This window comes from Campylobacter sp. 2018MI34, from assembly GCF_016598975.1.
Classification (GTDB): Bacteria; Campylobacterota; Campylobacteria; order Campylobacterales; family Campylobacteraceae; genus Campylobacter_D.
Window position 1 is genome coordinate 1 of record NZ_JAENKS010000008.1, and the last position, 16,755, is coordinate 16,755.

A 16,755-nucleotide genomic window follows, 5' to 3' on the forward strand; every position below is an offset into this window, starting at 1 on the left:
CTTTGAAAGAATTTCATTTTCATACTCCCTCTGAAAATGCTATAAATAATATTAAATATCCCTTAGAACTTCATTTTGTGCATAAAAATTCTTTAAATCAAATTTTAGTTATAGGAGTTTTATTTAAAGAGGGAAGAGAAAATTTAACTTTAAAACAAATTTTAAAAAATATAAAAGAGATTAAAAAGAATCAAAAATTAGATTTGAAAACTTTATTACCTAAAAATAAATCTTATTTTAATTTTGAAGGTTCTTTAACAACTAAACCTTATACAGAAGGCGTAGAATGGATAGTTATGGAGTATCCTTTAGAATTATCAAAAGCTCAAGTTTTAGAATTTCAAAAATTATTAAAAAATAATGCAAGAGCTTTACAAACTTTAAATAATAGAATAATTAAATATTATAAAGAATGATTTTTTACTGATCAGCTAATCAGTAGTTTATAAAATTTTATTTATTGATTGCTTAATCTATTTTACTAAATATAAAACTTGGAACACTTCTTGCTTTTTGTATAGTAAGTTATAGATTAAAGGAATAATCAATGAGAGTTTTGGCACTTTTTTTACTCTTTATCGCTAGTGCTTTTGCGGTTCAAATTAAGGATATTGCTAATACCGTCGGAGTAAGAGATAATCAACTTATAGGTTATGGTTTGGTTGTTGGACTTAATGGGAGTGGAGATGGAACAAGTTCTAAATTTACTCTTCAATCTGTTTCAAATCTTTTGCAAGGTATGAATATAAAAGTTGATCCAAATAATATTAAATCAAAAAATATAGCAGCAGTTATGGTAACTGCCAAGCTTCCTGCTTTTGCAAAAAGTGGAGATAAACTTGATGTAACTGTCTCATCGTTAGGAGATGCTAAATCCTTACAAGGTGGAACTCTTTTACTTACGGCTTTAAGAGGAATTGATGGAGAAATTTATGCTATAGCACAAGGTTCTTTATCTGTAGGTGGTTTAGCTCCAAGACCTGGAGCAGCAGGATCTCATTCTACTGCCGCTACAGTTATAGGTGGAGCTAATGTTGAAAGAGAAATTCCTCAAAATTTTAATGAAAGTAATAATTTAACTCTAAGCTTAAAAACAGCAGATTTTAAAACAGCTAATGATATAGAAAGAGTTTTAAATACTGTTTTTGAAGAAAATGTTGCAAAAGCTGTTGATTCAAGAACGATAAAATTAAATAAACCTGAAGATCTTTCTAATGTAGAATTTATGGCTAAAGTTTTAGAACAAGATATTTCTTATACTCCGCAAAATAAAGTTATAATTGATGAAAGAACTGGAACAGTTATTGCAGGGGTTGATGTAGAAGTTGAACCTATTTTAATCACTCATAAAGATATTACCATTAAAATTGATCCTAATAATACTACACCTTTAGCTGGTAATGAGATTGATATGAAGGATGGGGGAATCGTTGATCCAAATTCTAATACTTTAAGGATTAATAGTTCAAAAACAACTGTAGCAAATATAGCAAGAATGCTTAATAAATTGGGTGCTAGTCCAAATGATATTATAGCTATTATGGAAAATTTGAAAAGAGCAGGTGCTATTAATGCTGATTTGGAGATTATATAATGAAAATTGATAATTTCTTAAATACTTATAATATGTCAGGTCAAGTTTATGATTTGAAAAAACCTTTTGAGGCTAGAGTAAAAGATAACGAAGTTGTTGCAAAAACACCACAAGATCAAGCCTTAAAAGAGCAAACAGATGCTTTTGAAGCTTTTTTGGTTAAGTCTGTTCTTGATATTTCGCTAAAAAACCAAAATTCACTTTTTGGAAAAGATGCAAGTGATGAGATATATTCATCAATGTATAATGATGCTATGAGCAAGGCTTTAAGTGGCGGACTCGGATTTTCTAAATTATTATATGATTTTTTAAAAGAAAGGAGTTAATTTTTTTTAGATTTATCCGATATGCCTTATAGGAAATTGTAAAATCCATTTTAACAAGGAAGGCAAAAATGATAAATCCAGTAAAACAAGGTTATCTTAGTAGTATTGCTACCATAGATACAAATAAATCAGATAAAAAAATAAAATTAGATAATACTCAAAAAACAGAAAATGAAAAAGTTGCTAAAATTGCTGAGCAAATTAAAAATGGAGAATATAAAATCGATTTAAAAGCTACAGCAAGTGCTATTGCAGATTCTTTAATCTAGCTTTTTTCTCTTCTTTTTTTGAGTAAAAAAGGAGAGAAAAATGATAAAAAAACATTTAGATAAAGTTAATACGATTTTAGAGAAGTTAATTTCTCTAACTACTGAAGATATAGAAAATATTAAAGTTGCTAAACATGAAAGCGTTTCTTTAAGCGTGGAAGAAAAAAATAAGCTAATAATAGAATTTAATCAAGCTAAAAAAGAATTAGATCAAGCTCTTATTACTCTTAATAATAGTTCTACGGCAGGATTATCTCAAATGCTTGATGAAGAAGATAAACAAAAACTTGATCAACTTAAAAATAATCTTCAAGCTCTTTATACAAAAAATAAAGAATATGCAAAATTTGTTTTAATTGTTAAAGATTTTTTAGATGGTTTGCTTAATAAAATGTTTGATGCAAATAATGGAACAAATAATGCTTATGGAGATAAAAAAACTACACCAGAATCATTTTTTAAAATAAATGTTTAAAGGGTTATATAATGGGTATTTTTTCTACGCTTCATACAGGGGTAACAGGTTTAAAAGCAAGTGAAGTTCAAATTGCTACAACAAGTAATAATATTTCAAATGCTAATAGCACTTTTTATACACGTCAAAGAGTTGTTCAAACAACCAATGGATTTTATACAACAGGAGGAGTACAGGTTGGCACTGGAACGAGTGTTGATAGTATTATTCGCTTGCATGATGAATATTCTTATTACAAACTAAAAAATGCTTCAACGCAACTTGAATATACAAAATATTTAGGAGATACATTAAAAGAAGTATCTCAGAGATTTCCAGATTTACAATCAACTGGAATTTTAAAAGATTTGGAAAATTATAATAAAGCTTGGAATGATTTTGCTTCAAACCCAAACGAGAATGCAACAAAAGTAGCTCTTGTTAAAGCTACTCAAACTTTAACAGAAAGTTTAAATAATACTTTTGTTACTTTGGGAAAAATGCAACAAAAAGTCAATGATGATATAAAATCAACAGTTGATGAGATCAATCGTATTGGTGAAGAAATTGCAACAATTAATAAACAAATTTATGGACAAGAAGCCTTAACTACAGAGCATGCCAATGAATTAAGAGATAGAAGAGATGAGTTAGAACTAACTCTTTCGAAATTAGTAGATAGTGTTGCTTCCAAAAATCCTATCAATCAAGACAATCGTTTTGATCAAACAGTTACAGATCCTGGACATCAATATAACCTTAGCATAGAAGGTTTTACTATAGTAGATGGAATAAATTTTCATCCTTTAAAACTTGATTATGATGATAAAAATAAATCTTATAGTATTTATTATGAAACCGCAGATGAGAAAATTCGTGATTTAACTGGAAAGATTAAAGGAGGTCAACTTGGAGCACAACTTGATCTTCGTGGTAGAGATTATAATAAACTAGAAGGAAAATATGAAAATGGGATTCTTCAAGGTTATATGGACTCTTTAGATACTTTTGCTAAGACTTTAATCAATGAAACAAATAATTTATATGCGAGTTCTGCAAAAAATTCGATGACTTCTGATTATATTAGCGGTTTGCAATCTAATATACCTTTAATGAATTATGATAGAACCATACAGCCTGGAAGTTTTGATATTGTTATTTATGATGAAAAAGGAGATAAAAAAGCTACAAAAACTATTACCATAGATGTTAATACTACTATGGAAGATTTGATAAAACAGATAAATTTTAACTCCGATGATAATGGCAATCATAATAACCAAGATGATGTAGATGATTATATTAATGCAAGTTTTAGCTATGATCCAAAAAGCGATAGTGGATTGTTTCAAATCAATGCAAAATCAGGGTTTAAGGTAGCTATTGAAGATAAAGGGACAAATTTCGCAGGAGCTTTTAGTATAGGAGGATTTTTTAGTGGAAATAATGCTGGGAATATTTCTGTTAAAGATAGCATTTTAAATGATCCTAGTACTTTAAGAGCAAGTTTAAGTGGTGTTGATAGTGGTAATGACATGGCGAATAAAATTATACAGCTTCAATACGATAAAGTAAATTTTTATAATGATGATGGGACTATTGATAAACTAACTTTAGAAGAATATTATAGAAAATTTACAGGTAAAATTGCAAGTGATGGAGAAAATAATGAAGTTGTTCTTGCAAGTAATACTACCTTATATAATTCTGTTTATACAGAATATCAGTCAAAATGTGGTGTAAATACCAACGAAGAATTAGCAGCTTTAATACAATATCAATCAAGTTATGGAGCAGCAGCAAAAATCGTTAGTACTGTTGATCAGATGCTTGATACTTTATTAGGACTTAAATCTTAAATATTAATTTTGAAATTTGACTTTTTATTTTTTGTCAAATTTCTTTAATCTTTAAAAATTCTTTTATTTTTATTGTTTTAATTTTCGGCTTTCTAAAAAATTTAAATTAGAATAAATAAAGGATTTTAATGCAAAATTTAATTAATCTTAAAATCAAGCTAGATGAATTAGCAAGAGAAAAGAATAATTCTAAAGCTTTATTTAGTGCTCCTGATCCTCTTCAAGTTGCCAAAATATATAATGATGAATTTATAGCATTAATTTGTGCTTTATTTTCTTATGGAAATGCAAAAAATATGCTTAATTTTTTAAAAAAGCTTGATTTTAATTTAATTAATTTAAACGAAGAACAAATTCACAAAAAATGTAAAAAATTAAAATATCGTTTTCAAAATGAGCAAGATATTGTTCAGATTTTTATTACTTTTAGAAGATTAAAACAAGAAATTTCTCTTAATGAATTATTTACTAAAGCTTATCAAAAAGAAGAAAATATTTTAGATGCTATTTTAGTTTTTATACAGAAAGTAAAAATGCTTAATAATTATGAAAGTTATGGATATACTTTTTTCTTTTCTAAAAGCTTTGAAAATATTCCAAAATCACCATTAAAACGTTATAATATGTTTTTAAGATGGATGGTAAGAAAAGATAATCTTGATATGGGACTTTTTGATAAAATTCATACTAAAGATCTATTAATGCCTTTAGATATACATACTTTTAAAACCTCGATTGCTTTAGGACTTATTAAGCGTAAAGTATATGATTTTAAAAGTGTGTTAGAATTAACAAATAAACTCAAAGAATTTGATTTTTATGATCCTGTAAAATATGATTTTGCTCTTTATAGATTAGGGCAAAGTAAGGAGATTTTAAAGTATGGGAATTGAAAATTTTGATATATTTTATTATTTTGTGCTTTTGTTTGTTGCTATTTTTGCAGGATTTATTGACTCTATTGTAGGTGGCGGGGGTCTTATAACTATACCTGCTCTCCTTGCTTGTGGAATTTCACCGCATTTGGCTATAGCAACTAATAAGCTTCAGAGTGTTTTTGGATCTTTAACTGCTGCTTTTACGTATTATAAATCAACTACTTTACCTCATTTAATTTGGGGAGTTTGTTTTACAGCTATTGGTGCAGCTATCGGAAGTTATGGTGTTTTATTTATTGAAGATGATTCTTTAAAAATTATAATATTAGTGTGTTTAACTTTTACTTTTTTATATATTGCATTCAAGCCTAATTTTGGAAAAGAACAAAGCAAAGCAAAGATTAAAAATATCAAAGTTTTTCATATTATTTGCGGATTAACTTTGGGTTTTTATGATGGTTTTTTGGGACCAGGAACAGGATCATTTTGGATTTTTGCTTGTGTCTTTTTATTGGGTTTTAGCATGAAACAGGCTAGTATTAATACTAAAATTTTAAATTTTTCTAGCAATATTGTTGCTCTTTTTATTTTTATTTGGCAATATAAAGTTTTATGGGATATAGGTTTTTTAATGGGATTTGGTCAAATTATAGGTGCATTTTTAGGTTCAAAACTTGTTCTAAAAACTAAAGGACATTTTATAAAAATTTTATTTTTAGTTGTTGTTGCTTTAACTATCATAAAAGTATCTTGGGATTATTTTATAAAATGAAGGCGTTTATGTATAAAATTATCTTTTTAATGTTTTTTTCTTCTTTGCTTTTTGCAAAAGATTTTATTAATTTTGAACAAAATATTTCTAAAAAACAACAAATAGATAAAAAGAAGATAGTTAAAATTCCAACTCATTAAGGATATAGTTTGGAGCTTTTGCATTTTTTTCAATACAAAGAAGGCTATCGTTACAATAGTGATTCTTTATTGCTTGTAGATTTTATATTAAAAGAAGGTATAAAATCTGAAGTTTTAGATGTTGGTAGTGGTTGTGGTATTATAGGAATATTATTGAAACAAAATATTCCTAGTTTGAGTTTAAATTTATTAGATATTCAAAAAGAAAATATAAAACTTATTAAAAAAAACTTAGAATATAATTTTTTGGAAGCTGAGGTATTTTGCGAGGATTTTAAAAATTTTAATTCTTTAAAAAAATTTGATTTTATTGTTAGTAATCCTCCTTTTTACAGACAAGGGGCACAACTTAGCAATAATATCCATAAAAATATAAGCAAATTTAGAGAATTTTTACCTTTAGAGGTTTTTATTGAAAAATCCTATCATTTATTAAAACCGCAAGGAATTTTATATTTTTGCTATGAAAGCATAGCTTTAAGTGAAATTTGTGCTTTATTGGAGAAAAATAATATAAAAATTATTAAAATTTGTTGTGTTCATAAAGATATTAAATCAAAGTCAAGATTAGTTTTGATTAAAGCAAGAAAAGGAGTAAAAAGTTCTTGTGAAATTTTAGCTCCTTTTTTAATGTATGAAAATAATCACTTAAGTGATAAAATGAATGAAATTTGCTTAAGGTTTGGGATAAAAAGTTATGATATATGAAAAAGATTTTCCTTATGCTTTTGATGAGAATGCTTGTGCTAAATGTGGCGGGAAATGTTGCACTGGAGAAAGTGGGAATATTTTTATAAATAATGATGAAATAAACCTTCTTAGTGATTATTTAAAGCTAGATAACAAGCAGTTTATGGAACGATTTATAAAAAAAGTTGGCTTAAGATATAGTTTAAAAGAAGTTGAATTTGAACAAGGATATGCTTGTATTTTCTTTGATAAAAAGAAAAGAAATTGTAGTATTTATGAATTAAGACCTAATCAGTGTAAAACATTTCCATTTTGGAAATATTTTAAATTTCATAAAGAGGAATTGCAAAAAGAATGTATAGGAATTTATTATTTATCTTAATAACTATTTTTTTAACAGCTTGTGCAAATAAAAACCAAGTAGTTTTTAAAGATTATGAAGAGCAAAAAAGTAATAAGCTTGATATGCAGATTCTTAGTGCTTTAAATTATGAGTATTTTAATGATTATAAAAAATCTAGAGATATATTTTTAGATCTTTTTAAAGAATATAAAGATGTTGTTTTTTTACAAAATGCTTATTTTTTGACATTGGCAAATAATTTAAATGATATTAAAGAAATTGACAATATTGCTAGAGTTTATGTAGATGAAAATGATAATCTTAAAAGACTTAGTGCTTTTTATGCTTTAAAAAGTTTAGAGCTTAATAGAGCGCAAAAATTAATCAACGAACTTTTGGCTAAAAATTCTAATGATCTTAGAAATTTGGAACTTTATGGCGATTTATTTGTGCAAAAAAAAGATTTTATCAATGCTTTAAAATATTACAAATTAGCTTATGAACAAAATCCAACAGAAGATTTTTTATTTAAAATTATCAGCACTTATGCAATTTTAGATGATACTAAAAGCATTAAAAAATTTCTTGAACAATGGCGTCAAAAAAATGGTTGCACATTAAAAACTTGTTCAGTTTTAGCTAAAATTTATAATGATGAAAAGAAATTTGATTTGCTTGAAAATATTTATATCGATCTTTATAAAATAAGCAATAATAAAAGTTTTATTTATTCTTTGCTTGATATTTTAAATAAAGAGCAAAAAAAACAAGAGGCACTAGATTTAGCTTTAGAATATGATTTAGATAATGATATTAAAATCTTTTTATATCAAGATCTTAAAAAATTTAATGAAGCTAAAAATTTAAGTTTAAAAATGTATGAGCAAAGTGGAAATAAAGAATATCTTATGCGTGCTGCCGTTTTCGAATTTGAACAAGCGAGTTTAGATAAAAAAATAACTCCAAGTTTAGTTTTATCTGTAGCAAAAAAATTCGAACAAGGAATAGATTATAATAGTAATGCTTTATATTTAAATTATTATGGATATTTATTAATTGATAATGATATAGATATTGAAAAAGGGATATATTTAGTAAAACTTGCCCTAGAAAAAGAACCAAATAATTTATATTATATTGATTCACTTGCTTGGGGTTATTATAAATTAAAAGATTGCAAAAAAGCTTGGGAGTTTTTGGAAAAAACTTTTGTTGATAAAGAGTTTTCAAATTCAAAAGAAAGTAAAGATCATATTAAAGCGATTAAAGAATGTTTAAAATAACAGATGAAATAATAAATGAAAGCAAGATAGAGCTTGAAAAAAGAAAGAAAATTTTTCCTTATGATATGCTAGGAAGATCTTTAGCTTCAAATCCCTTTTTTCCAAAAGAAGTGAAAAAAAATCTACAAAGAAGCAATAATGAAATAAAATTTATGCCTATTATAAAAGAAGAAAAAGAAGAAAAACTTTTACAACAAGCTTTGGATTTAGAAAAAGATAAAGCTAATTGTGCTTTATGTATTGAATTACAACCCCAAAATCTTCAAAATTTAAGTTTAATAAGACGTTATCTTAAGCTTCCTTTGCTCAATAAACAGCTTATTTTTGATGAATATCAAATTCTTGAATCTTTAGTTTATGGAGCAGATTTTATTTTGCTTAGTGCTAAATTTTTAAATTTAAAAGAACTTAAAAGATTACTTGAATTTACAAGATACTTAGGACTTGAGGCTTTAGTTTTAATTAGTGATAAAGAAGATTTAAGTAAGGCAATTTTTGCTGGAGCGGATATTTTAGGAATTTATTTTTTGCAAACCTTTAATGAAGTATCTTATAAAAAAATAATTTCTTTAATTCCTAATTCTAAAATTATTTTAGCTTGTAATATGATAGAAAAAAATGAGATAGAAAAATATCAAAATTTAGGAATTGATGTTTTTTGTAAGGATAAATAATGCAATATTTGTATGCACCTTGGCGTCAGGAATATTTTAATCATAAAAAACAAAGTTGTGTCTTTTGTGATTGTGCGAATAAAATTAAAAGTGATGAAGAATTAGGAGTTATTTTTAGAGCAAAATATTGCTTTGGTGTGATGAATGCTTATCCTTATTCTGTAGGACATTTTATGATAGTTCCTTATATACACGAGGAGCATATAGAAAATTTAAAAAATGAAATTTGGCAAGAAATGAGTGATTTAGTAAGAGTTGGTGTTAAAATTTTAAAACAAGAATTAAATGCTAGCGGGGTTAATATAGGTATGAATTTAAGCAAAGACGCTGGAGCTGGGATTGCAATGCATTGTCATTATCATCTCGTGCCACGTTGGAGCGGGGATACCAATTTTATTACAACAATAGGAGAAACTAGAGTTTATGGAAGTGATTTTAAAAAAAATTACGAAAAAATAGCAACAGCTTTTAATAATGTTTCAAGAGTTTGAATTTCAGGAATTTGATAAGCAAAATTTTGATTGTTTGATTGATGCAAGAAGCCCTAGAGAATTTATTTATTCCCACATTTTTAGAGCCAAAAATTTTTATGCATTAAATAATGAAGAATTTGAAGAGATAGGTATTTTATATACTAAAAATCAATCTTTGGCTAAAATCAAGGGTGCAAGCTATATTTGCAATAATATGGCAAAACATATTTTAGAATTATATAAAGAGTTTCCATTAAAATCTTTGATTGGAGTATATTGTGCTAGAGGAGGAATGCGCTCTAAAAGTGTGAGCATTATTTTATCAGAACTTGGTTATCGCGTGGTTAGATTAAAAGGAGGTTATAAAGCCTATCGATCGTATTTAAATAATTATTTTTCCAAACAACTCAATTTTAAACTTTTATCGCTTTGTGGTAATACAGGATGTGGAAAAACAGAACTTTTAGAATTATTACCTCAAAGTATTAATCTTGAAAAACTAGCTAATCATTTAGGTTCAGTTTTTGGATCGATTTTGGGAGAGCAGCCAAATCAAAAATTTTTTGAAACTATGCTTTTTGAGAATTTTAAAAATATTAAAAATCAGGCTTTTATTGAACTTGAAAGTAGAAGGATAGGAGATATTATTTTACCTTTAAATTTATATGAAGCTATGCAAAATTCTTTTAAAATTTATTGTTTTTGCTCTTTGGAAAATCGTATTTTACGAATAGAAAAATTTTATAAATCGAAAATAACACCTTTAAAATTTAAGAAAGCTATAGAAAAAATTACACCTTATATTAGTATGAATTTACGTCTTGATTTGTTAAGTTCTTATGATAGAGGTGATTTAAGAAGGGTTATTGTTATGCTTTTAGAATATTATGATAAAGTTTATAAAAAACCTAAAAATATTGATTTTATATTAAATACAGATGATATTTTGCAAGCAAAAGAGAATCTTTTAAATTTATTCAATTTAAAAGATTCTTTAGATTAAAGCCCTAATGCAAATTTAAAAATAACAAAAACAATAGCCGCCATAAGTCCCGCTGCAGGTAAAGTAATCACCCAAGCTAAACCTATAGGCTTCATAAGAGACCAATTTGCATTTTTATTATAAAGACCTATGCCTAAAATTGCCCCTATTAAAATATGAGTTGAACTTACTGGGATACCAAGCCCTGTAGCAAGAAGTATAACCAAACTTGCACCAAGTTCTGCACTAAATCCTGTTGTTGGTTTAATTTTTGTGAGTTTAGAACCAACTGTTCTTATCACTTCTTTTCCTAAAAACCAAAGTCCTATTACTAAAGCTACACCAAACATACAAAGAGCAGCAAAAGGAACTGGAGAATTTGCATTGATTGTATTATTTTTTAAAACGTCTAAGATAGCAGCAAAAGGTCCAATGGCATTTGCTATATCATTTGCACCGTGTGAAAAAGCAAAACTTGAAGCAGTAAAAATTTGAAGCCATGCAAAAATCCTATTAGTTGTTTTATTTAGTTCTGTTTTTCTTACAATTTTTACAATGGCAAAAGTAACTATATATGCAACAATACCTAATATTCCTATAATCCATACATTTTGTAAAATATCTAATGTGCTAACATTATTTAAACCTTTAAATAAAAACATAGCGGAAATAATAATAGCACTCAAGCAACCTATTATAGGCATATGAGTTTTTAAAACAGAGTAAATATCAATAGCTTTTTCTTTTTCTTTAAAATTTTTAATTTGATTTTTATAAAAACTCTTTTCCTTTTCTCCATCATCTAAAACGATCAAGCTTAATTCTTTGATTTGCTCATCTTGAGATTTGTTTTTAAGAGCTTGAAAATATTCTTCTTTGAATTTTTTCTTTTCTTTTTTTATATTTTTAATTTGATCATTTAAGTTTTTAGAAGGTTTAAGAATTTTTTTATCTATGTAGCTAAAAATGCAATAAGCTACTAAACCACCTAAAAGAGGAGAAATAACCCAGCTAATAGCAATTTTTAAAATTCCACTCCATTTTACCATAGAAAGAGTTTGTTCACCATCAAAATATATCATTCCCATCATAATACTAGCACCAACAATTCCTCCTATAATACTATGAGTCGTTGAAACAGGAAGCCCTTTTTTTGTAGCAATAAAAATCCAAGTTCCAGAGCTTATAAGAGCTGCCAACATAATAGATACAAAGAGCATAGGATTTAAATCTTGTGAAAAATTTACTATATTTGAACGAATGGTTTTTGTAACCTCTCCACCTGCAAAAATAGCTCCACTTAATTCAAAAATAGCGGCTATTATTAGAGCTTGTTTTATGGTAATGGTTTTTGCGCCAACGCTTGTACCAAAAGAATTAGCCACATCATTTCCACCAATATTAAAAGCCATAAAAATTCCAAAAATACTTGCAAGAATAAAGAGTATTAAATGATCATTAGAGATATAATAACTCCCCCAAACAAAAAAGACAACAATACTAATAATAAATATGCCAGAAGCAACAATATTATCCTTTTTCAAACAAAATCCTTAAAATTAAATTGCGATCGCAATTGAAGTTTAGCAAATTTTTCTTATTTTACTTTTAATTTGTTTTATTTTTTTATAATGTTTTTTATTTTATTTTGGATAATGATGAAAAGAGTATTTTTAATTGTAGTAATATGCACTATAAATGTTTTAGCAGGATCTAACCCAAATAATCAATGGAAGAAATTCGATTTTAATATTTCTCAAAAAAAAATAAAAACACCAGAATATAATATAAATTTTAAAGATTCTTTTAGTTCTTTGTTGTCTAATGTCTTGGAAAATAAAAATGGCATTGATAAAACTTGGGATGATTTGAATTTTAACAATGGGAATGTAAAAATTAAAAATTTAAATTCTTTATATGAATATAAAAATATTTCTTTGTTATTTCAAAAAGAACTTTATGTGAGTGAAGATAATTATAATTATTCTGGTGGATTGATTAATCGCTATAAGCAAGATAATTTTTTAATTGGTGTTAATAGTTTTATCGATAGAAAAAAAGAGCAAAAAGATGTCAGTTTCGGGGGAGAATTTGGTTATAGTAATTTTTTAAAAGCTTATACAAACTATTATTATTTTGATCAAGCAAAACGTAACATTCAACTTGGGGTAAGTTTTACTATTCCAAATTATGATTATTTTTATTTTGATATAAATAAAAACGAAGAAAATATTGATTATAAAGTATCTTATTCTCCTTATAGTATTTTTAATTTAAATTTTATTTTTAGAGAATTGGATCAAAGTGAAGATAGAATTTTGCAATTAGGTTTTAAGATTGATTTGAATAAAAGTTTTTTTAAACAGCTTAAAAAAAATAATGATATTTTTGAGGAAGTTCAACGTTATGATTTCCTCAAAAGATAACTAATACATTCCAGCATTACGAAATTCTTCAGGGTGATCTAGAGCATATTTAAATTTTTCTCTATCGATTTGTTTATCCCATATACTTACAATTAAAGCTGCAACACTATTTCCGCAAAGATTGCCCACAGCTCTCATTTCTGACATAAATTTATCAACTCCAAGTAAAATTCCTATAGCAGCTACAGGTAAAACTTCAGCTAAGGTTCCACCAAATCCATTATTTGCTTCCGGAATTTGCATACCACCTAATGCCGCTAAAGTGCTTCCAAGAACTATAAATCCAGAACCAGTAACACCAACAGCCCCCTTAGATGCTATCATTAAAACAATTAAAATACTAATTTCATGACTTAAAGATAAATTTACATTAAAGGCTTGCGCTAAAAAGATTAGACTCATTGCTAAATAAATATTTGTACAATCTAGATTAAAACTATATCCTGTTGGTAAAACTAATCCAACTGTTGTTTTTGATAATCCTGCTTTTTCTAATTTTCTCATTAAAGGAGCAAGAGCTGACTCACTTGAACTTGTAGCAAAAACAATTAAAACTTCTCTAGAAATAAAACGCATAAATTTAAAAATATTTACTTTAACTAAATAACAAATAATACCTAAAATAATAAAAATAAAGACAAGACAAGAAATAAGCATTACAAAAAGTAAATAACCAAGATTAATTAAAGATTCAATGCCATATTGTGCAATCAATACAGCCATAGCGGAAAATGCTGCAATAGGGCTAAAATACATTACAATTTGTAAAATTTTAAATACAAAATTTTGTGCAATTTCAAATGTTTTTTGTATTATTTGTTTATCTTCTTGCTTCATTAAAGAAATAATTAAAGCTGTAATAATAGCAATAATAAGAACTTGCAAAGTTTTTCCTTCTGTAAAAGGACTAATAATATCTGTTGGAATTGCATCTTTTAAAATATGCATAATTTCTGATTTGGCGCTAATTTCTTGAGTTTGATTTACATATTTTTCAACTTTAGTTAAATCAAGTGTTTTTGGATCTAGATTCATTCCAGATCCTGGTTGCATGATATTTGCCATAAAAATTCCAATAGCTAAAGCTAAAGTGCTTACTATTTCAAAATAAAGAACAGATTTAACACCAATACTACCAAGTTTTTTAAGATTTTCAAGACTAATAATACCCAATACAATGGTAATAAATATAATAGGTCCAATTAAAATTTTTAAAGTTTTAATAAAATATTCAACTCCGCCTTTACTAGCAAAAGCTAAATCTTTATTAAAATATCCAAGTATAACTCCTCCAACGATGCCAATAATAACCCAAAAACCGAGACTTTTTATTAAAGATTTTAAAAAAGGTGGTTTTCTTTTTACCAATGTTTGACTCAAAGTTTCCAAAATAAACTCCTCTAAAAAAACTTCAAAAATTTTAACAGAAAAATAAATACTTAGCATTATTTTAATATGAATTCTTTTTTAAGTGTTACTTATTTTCTCAAATATATATTATTTTAATAAAAATATTTAATTTTTATTTTAATTAAACACGATATAATGCGTCAAAAATTTAGAGGTGAATTATTATGAAAGAGATTTTTTTATCAAAAGATGCTTTAATTACTTCTAAAACAGATCTTAAGGGAAATATTATTTATGCAAATGATGATTTTTCCAAATATGCTGGTTATGAGACTAAGGAATTTTTAGGAAAGCCTCATAATATTGTAAGGCATCAAGATATGCCAAAAACTGTTTTTAAATGTCTATGGGATACCATACAAAAAGGAGAAGAAATTTTTGCCTTTGTAAAAAACCAAGCAAAAAATGGAGATTATTATTGGGTTTTTGCAAATGTTACCCCATCGTTTAATTCTAGCGGTAAGATAATTAATTATTATTCAGTTAGAAGAGCTCCAAATCGCAAAGCTTTGCCTATCATAGAGAGTGTTTATAAAACTATTTTAGAAAAAGAGAAGCAAGGAGGCATTAAGGCAGGATTAGATTCTTTGATAGAAATCGTTTCATCTTATAATGTCAGTTACAATCAGTTAGTTTTCGATTTGCAAGAAAATCTTAGATAATTAAGATAGAATTAATCTTGTTTTTAATATAATTTCCTTTTCAAAAATTCTAAAAAATTATAAGTCTATTTGGCTTAAAAATCATTCTTTTTAAAATATCTTAAAATTTATTAATTTTCATAGGAGTATAGATTTAAAATGGTAAATTGGTTTATATTTTCTATTTTATCGGTTATATTAGGAATTTTAGGAGCTTTTATAAGTATTTTTATAGCAATCCCTATTTTAATTTTATCTTTAGTATTGCTTATATATATGTTTTTTTACTATAAAAATGAACAAGTTATAATTGATAAATTGCTTCAACTTTCTGGGGAGTTAAGAGAGGGTAATTTTGATGGTAGAATTATTTATACTAATACCAAAAGTAAAAAATTAGGTATTATTGCTGATAATATGAATAATACCATAGATAATTTAGAGGCTTATTTAAGAGAAATTAATACTGCTATTTCTTGTTCTCAAAAGGGTGAATTTTATAGAAAAGCACTTCCTGAGGGTTTAAAGGGAACTTTTGCTTCTAATATAGAATTTATTAATAAAGTTTTATCAAGTATAGAGGCTACTTCTAAATTGGCATACAAAAATGCTTTATCAAAAACTTTAATGGATTTAAGTCTTACAAATCAAAATAAAGATATGTCAGAAATTTCATCTTCTTTAAATCAAGATATAAGTATTATGAAAAATGTTTATGATATGGTTGATTTTATAACACAAACTGCAACTCAAAGTGGTTCTGAAGTGAATTCTTTACAAAATTCTATGAGTTCTTTATTAGAAGTTGTAAATTCAAGTAAAGATACTGTGCAGACTTTCGTAGCAAATTCTCAAAATATCACTTCTGTTGTAGAAGTAATTAGAGATATAGCAGATCAAACAAATTTATTAGCGTTAAATGCTGCAATAGAAGCTGCACGTGCAGGAGAACACGGACGTGGATTTGCTGTTGTTGCCGATGAAGTTAGAAAACTAGCAGAGAGAACTCAAAAATCTACAAGCGAAATTTCAATTGCCATACAGACAATGCAGCAAGATTTTACAAATATTCAATCAGGTAGTGAGCAAATATTTGGTATTGTGAGTGAGTCAGAAGAAAGAATTAATAAATTTTCTCAAGCATTTAAGCGTCTTGAAGAGAATAGTCTATCTTTAGGAAAAGATTTTGTAGAATTTGCAAAAAGACTTATACTTTCAACTGTAAAAATAGATCATATTTTGTATAAATCAAATATTTATCTTAACCTTAATGGAGCTCAACAATTTAATCTTGAAAGTGTTGATCCAATTTCAAATCTTTGTAATGATGACAGAGCTAAAAGCATTATTGACGAATGTATTAAAGAGAATGAATTAAATCAAGGAAAAGAGTATATAAAAGATAATGCTCAAAAAGCAATTAAAGAATCAAGTCTTGAATATATTGATCAGAATGCATATAATATAATTGTTAATGATGTTAAAAATTTAGAACAAAAAAGTTTAGAAATTTTAGAAAAATTAAAAGTATAATTCAAAGA

At 26.4% G+C, this 16,755-nt stretch carries 20 protein-coding genes; 18 read left to right on the forward strand and 2 right to left on the reverse strand.

Annotated features, from left to right (window positions below):
• From JG676_RS03360 to mnmH, 15 genes are all read left to right on the forward strand, one after another.
• Positions 1-416, forward strand: a 416-nt coding sequence (locus tag JG676_RS03360; protein WP_200217312.1) for a carbonic anhydrase family protein, incomplete at its 5' end; no start/stop codon positions are given.
• Positions 417-547: 131 nt separating this feature from the next.
• Positions 548-1,594, forward strand: a complete 1,047-nt coding sequence (locus JG676_RS03365) for a flagellar basal body P-ring protein FlgI (protein ID WP_200169621.1) — start codon at positions 548-550, stop codon at positions 1,592-1,594.
• Complete coding sequence (locus JG676_RS03370) at positions 1,594-1,920, forward strand: rod-binding protein (RefSeq protein WP_200217313.1); 327 nt, start codon at positions 1,594-1,596, stop codon at positions 1,918-1,920. Before JG676_RS03365 ends, JG676_RS03370 begins: the two co-directional genes overlap by 1 nt.
• Before the next feature lie 68 nt (positions 1,921-1,988).
• Positions 1,989-2,189 carry a flagellar biosynthesis anti-sigma factor FlgM gene (locus JG676_RS03375; protein ID WP_200169625.1) on the forward strand — a complete coding sequence of 67 codons (201 nt, stop codon included), beginning with the start codon at positions 1,989-1,991 and terminating at the stop codon, positions 2,187-2,189.
• Positions 2,190-2,229: 40 nt separating this feature from the next.
• A complete protein-coding gene (locus tag JG676_RS03380) occupies positions 2,230-2,664 on the forward strand; it encodes a flagellar protein FlgN (protein ID WP_200217314.1) in 435 nt (144 codons plus the stop codon).
• Positions 2,665-2,675: 11 nt separating this feature from the next.
• Positions 2,676-4,502 (forward strand): flagellar hook-associated protein FlgK, encoded by a 1,827-nt coding sequence (gene flgK, locus JG676_RS03385; RefSeq protein ID WP_200217315.1) that lies wholly within the window; start codon positions 2,676-2,678, stop codon positions 4,500-4,502.
• A gap of 128 nt (positions 4,503-4,630) precedes the next feature.
• Complete coding sequence (locus JG676_RS03390; RefSeq protein WP_200217316.1) at positions 4,631-5,395, forward strand: TIGR02757 family protein; 765 nt, start codon at positions 4,631-4,633, stop codon at positions 5,393-5,395.
• Entirely contained in the window at positions 5,385-6,152 is a 768-nt protein-coding gene (locus JG676_RS03395; protein WP_200169634.1) for a TSUP family transporter, read from the forward strand. Before JG676_RS03390 ends, JG676_RS03395 begins: the two co-directional genes overlap by 11 nt.
• 8 nt (positions 6,153-6,160) lie before the next feature.
• Positions 6,161-6,292 (forward strand): hypothetical protein, encoded by a 132-nt coding sequence (locus tag JG676_RS09090; protein ID WP_267904825.1) that lies wholly within the window; start codon positions 6,161-6,163, stop codon positions 6,290-6,292.
• A gap of 9 nt (positions 6,293-6,301) precedes the next feature.
• Complete coding sequence (locus JG676_RS03400; protein ID WP_200217317.1) at positions 6,302-7,000, forward strand: tRNA1(Val) (adenine(37)-N6)-methyltransferase; 699 nt, start codon at positions 6,302-6,304, stop codon at positions 6,998-7,000.
• Complete coding sequence (locus JG676_RS03405) at positions 6,990-7,364, forward strand: YkgJ family cysteine cluster protein (RefSeq protein WP_200169638.1); 375 nt, start codon at positions 6,990-6,992, stop codon at positions 7,362-7,364. Before JG676_RS03400 ends, JG676_RS03405 begins: the two co-directional genes overlap by 11 nt.
• The gene (locus JG676_RS03410) at positions 7,337-8,608 is read left to right on the forward strand and encodes a lipopolysaccharide assembly protein LapB (RefSeq protein ID WP_200217318.1); all 1,272 of its coding nucleotides are present in this window, start codon (positions 7,337-7,339) and stop codon (positions 8,606-8,608) included. The genes JG676_RS03405 and JG676_RS03410 overlap by 28 nt, the downstream gene beginning before the upstream one ends.
• Positions 8,596-9,282: an indole-3-glycerol-phosphate synthase TrpC gene (locus JG676_RS03415; RefSeq protein WP_200217319.1), complete on the forward strand. Its 687-nt coding sequence runs from the start codon at positions 8,596-8,598 to the stop codon at positions 9,280-9,282. Before JG676_RS03410 ends, JG676_RS03415 begins: the two co-directional genes overlap by 13 nt.
• Positions 9,282-9,773, forward strand: coding sequence for an HIT domain-containing protein (locus JG676_RS03420; protein ID WP_200217320.1), 492 nt, complete (start codon positions 9,282-9,284; stop codon positions 9,771-9,773). The genes JG676_RS03415 and JG676_RS03420 overlap by 1 nt, the downstream gene beginning before the upstream one ends.
• Positions 9,757-10,758: a tRNA 2-selenouridine(34) synthase MnmH gene (mnmH, locus tag JG676_RS03425; protein ID WP_200217321.1), complete on the forward strand. Its 1,002-nt coding sequence runs from the start codon at positions 9,757-9,759 to the stop codon at positions 10,756-10,758. Before JG676_RS03420 ends, mnmH begins: the two co-directional genes overlap by 17 nt.
• Here the strand turns inward: mnmH and JG676_RS03430 are convergent.
• Entirely contained in the window at positions 10,755-12,281 is a 1,527-nt protein-coding gene (locus JG676_RS03430) for an inorganic phosphate transporter (protein ID WP_200169647.1), read from the reverse strand. The genes mnmH and JG676_RS03430 overlap by 4 nt on opposite strands.
• 114 nt (positions 12,282-12,395) lie before the next feature.
• On the opposite strand from JG676_RS03430, the gene JG676_RS03435 reads away from it, so the two are divergent.
• Entirely contained in the window at positions 12,396-13,163 is a 768-nt protein-coding gene (locus JG676_RS03435) for an inverse autotransporter beta domain-containing protein (protein ID WP_200169648.1), read from the forward strand.
• Here JG676_RS03435 and JG676_RS03440 read toward each other — a convergent pair whose 3' ends face one another.
• A complete protein-coding gene (locus JG676_RS03440; protein ID WP_200169734.1) occupies positions 13,164-14,552 on the reverse strand; it encodes a cation:dicarboxylate symporter family transporter in 1,389 nt (462 codons plus the stop codon).
• Between the two features lie 185 nt (positions 14,553-14,737).
• On the opposite strand from JG676_RS03440, the gene JG676_RS03445 reads away from it, so the two are divergent.
• Both JG676_RS03445 and JG676_RS03450 read left to right on the forward strand, forming a co-directional pair.
• The gene (locus JG676_RS03445; protein WP_200169650.1) at positions 14,738-15,235 is read left to right on the forward strand and encodes a PAS domain-containing protein; all 498 of its coding nucleotides are present in this window, start codon (positions 14,738-14,740) and stop codon (positions 15,233-15,235) included.
• A gap of 138 nt (positions 15,236-15,373) precedes the next feature.
• The gene (locus tag JG676_RS03450; RefSeq protein ID WP_200217322.1) at positions 15,374-16,747 is read left to right on the forward strand and encodes a methyl-accepting chemotaxis protein; all 1,374 of its coding nucleotides are present in this window, start codon (positions 15,374-15,376) and stop codon (positions 16,745-16,747) included.
• The last annotated feature ends 8 nt before the right edge of the window (positions 16,748-16,755 follow it).

What these genes read in the sequence shown, in the direction of transcription:
- JG676_RS03365 (WP_200169621.1), top strand. Translation starts at nt 548, where the DNA reads ATGAGAGTTTTGGCACTTTTTTTACTCTTTATCGCTAGTGCTTTTGCG.
- JG676_RS03370 (WP_200217313.1), top strand. Translation starts at nt 1,594, where the DNA reads ATGAAAATTGATAATTTCTTAAATACTTATAATATGTCAGGTCAAGTT.
- JG676_RS03375 (WP_200169625.1), top strand. Translation starts at nt 1,989, where the DNA reads ATGATAAATCCAGTAAAACAAGGTTATCTTAGTAGTATTGCTACCATA.
- JG676_RS03380 (WP_200217314.1), top strand. Translation starts at nt 2,230, where the DNA reads ATGATAAAAAAACATTTAGATAAAGTTAATACGATTTTAGAGAAGTTA.
- flgK (WP_200217315.1), top strand. Translation starts at nt 2,676, where the DNA reads ATGGGTATTTTTTCTACGCTTCATACAGGGGTAACAGGTTTAAAAGCA.
- JG676_RS03390 (WP_200217316.1), top strand. Translation starts at nt 4,631, where the DNA reads ATGCAAAATTTAATTAATCTTAAAATCAAGCTAGATGAATTAGCAAGA.
- JG676_RS03395 (WP_200169634.1), top strand. Translation starts at nt 5,385, where the DNA reads ATGGGAATTGAAAATTTTGATATATTTTATTATTTTGTGCTTTTGTTT.
- JG676_RS09090 (WP_267904825.1), top strand. Translation starts at nt 6,161, where the DNA reads ATGTATAAAATTATCTTTTTAATGTTTTTTTCTTCTTTGCTTTTTGCA.
- JG676_RS03405 (WP_200169638.1), top strand. Translation starts at nt 6,990, where the DNA reads ATGATATATGAAAAAGATTTTCCTTATGCTTTTGATGAGAATGCTTGT.
- JG676_RS03410 (WP_200217318.1), top strand. Translation starts at nt 7,337, where the DNA reads ATGTATAGGAATTTATTATTTATCTTAATAACTATTTTTTTAACAGCT.
- JG676_RS03415 (WP_200217319.1), top strand. Translation starts at nt 8,596, where the DNA reads ATGTTTAAAATAACAGATGAAATAATAAATGAAAGCAAGATAGAGCTT.
- JG676_RS03420 (WP_200217320.1), top strand. Translation starts at nt 9,282, where the DNA reads ATGCAATATTTGTATGCACCTTGGCGTCAGGAATATTTTAATCATAAA.
- mnmH (WP_200217321.1), top strand. Translation starts at nt 9,757, where the DNA reads ATGTTTCAAGAGTTTGAATTTCAGGAATTTGATAAGCAAAATTTTGAT.
- JG676_RS03435 (WP_200169648.1), top strand. Translation starts at nt 12,396, where the DNA reads ATGAAAAGAGTATTTTTAATTGTAGTAATATGCACTATAAATGTTTTA.
- JG676_RS03445 (WP_200169650.1), top strand. Translation starts at nt 14,738, where the DNA reads ATGAAAGAGATTTTTTTATCAAAAGATGCTTTAATTACTTCTAAAACA.
- JG676_RS03450 (WP_200217322.1), top strand. Translation starts at nt 15,374, where the DNA reads ATGGTAAATTGGTTTATATTTTCTATTTTATCGGTTATATTAGGAATT.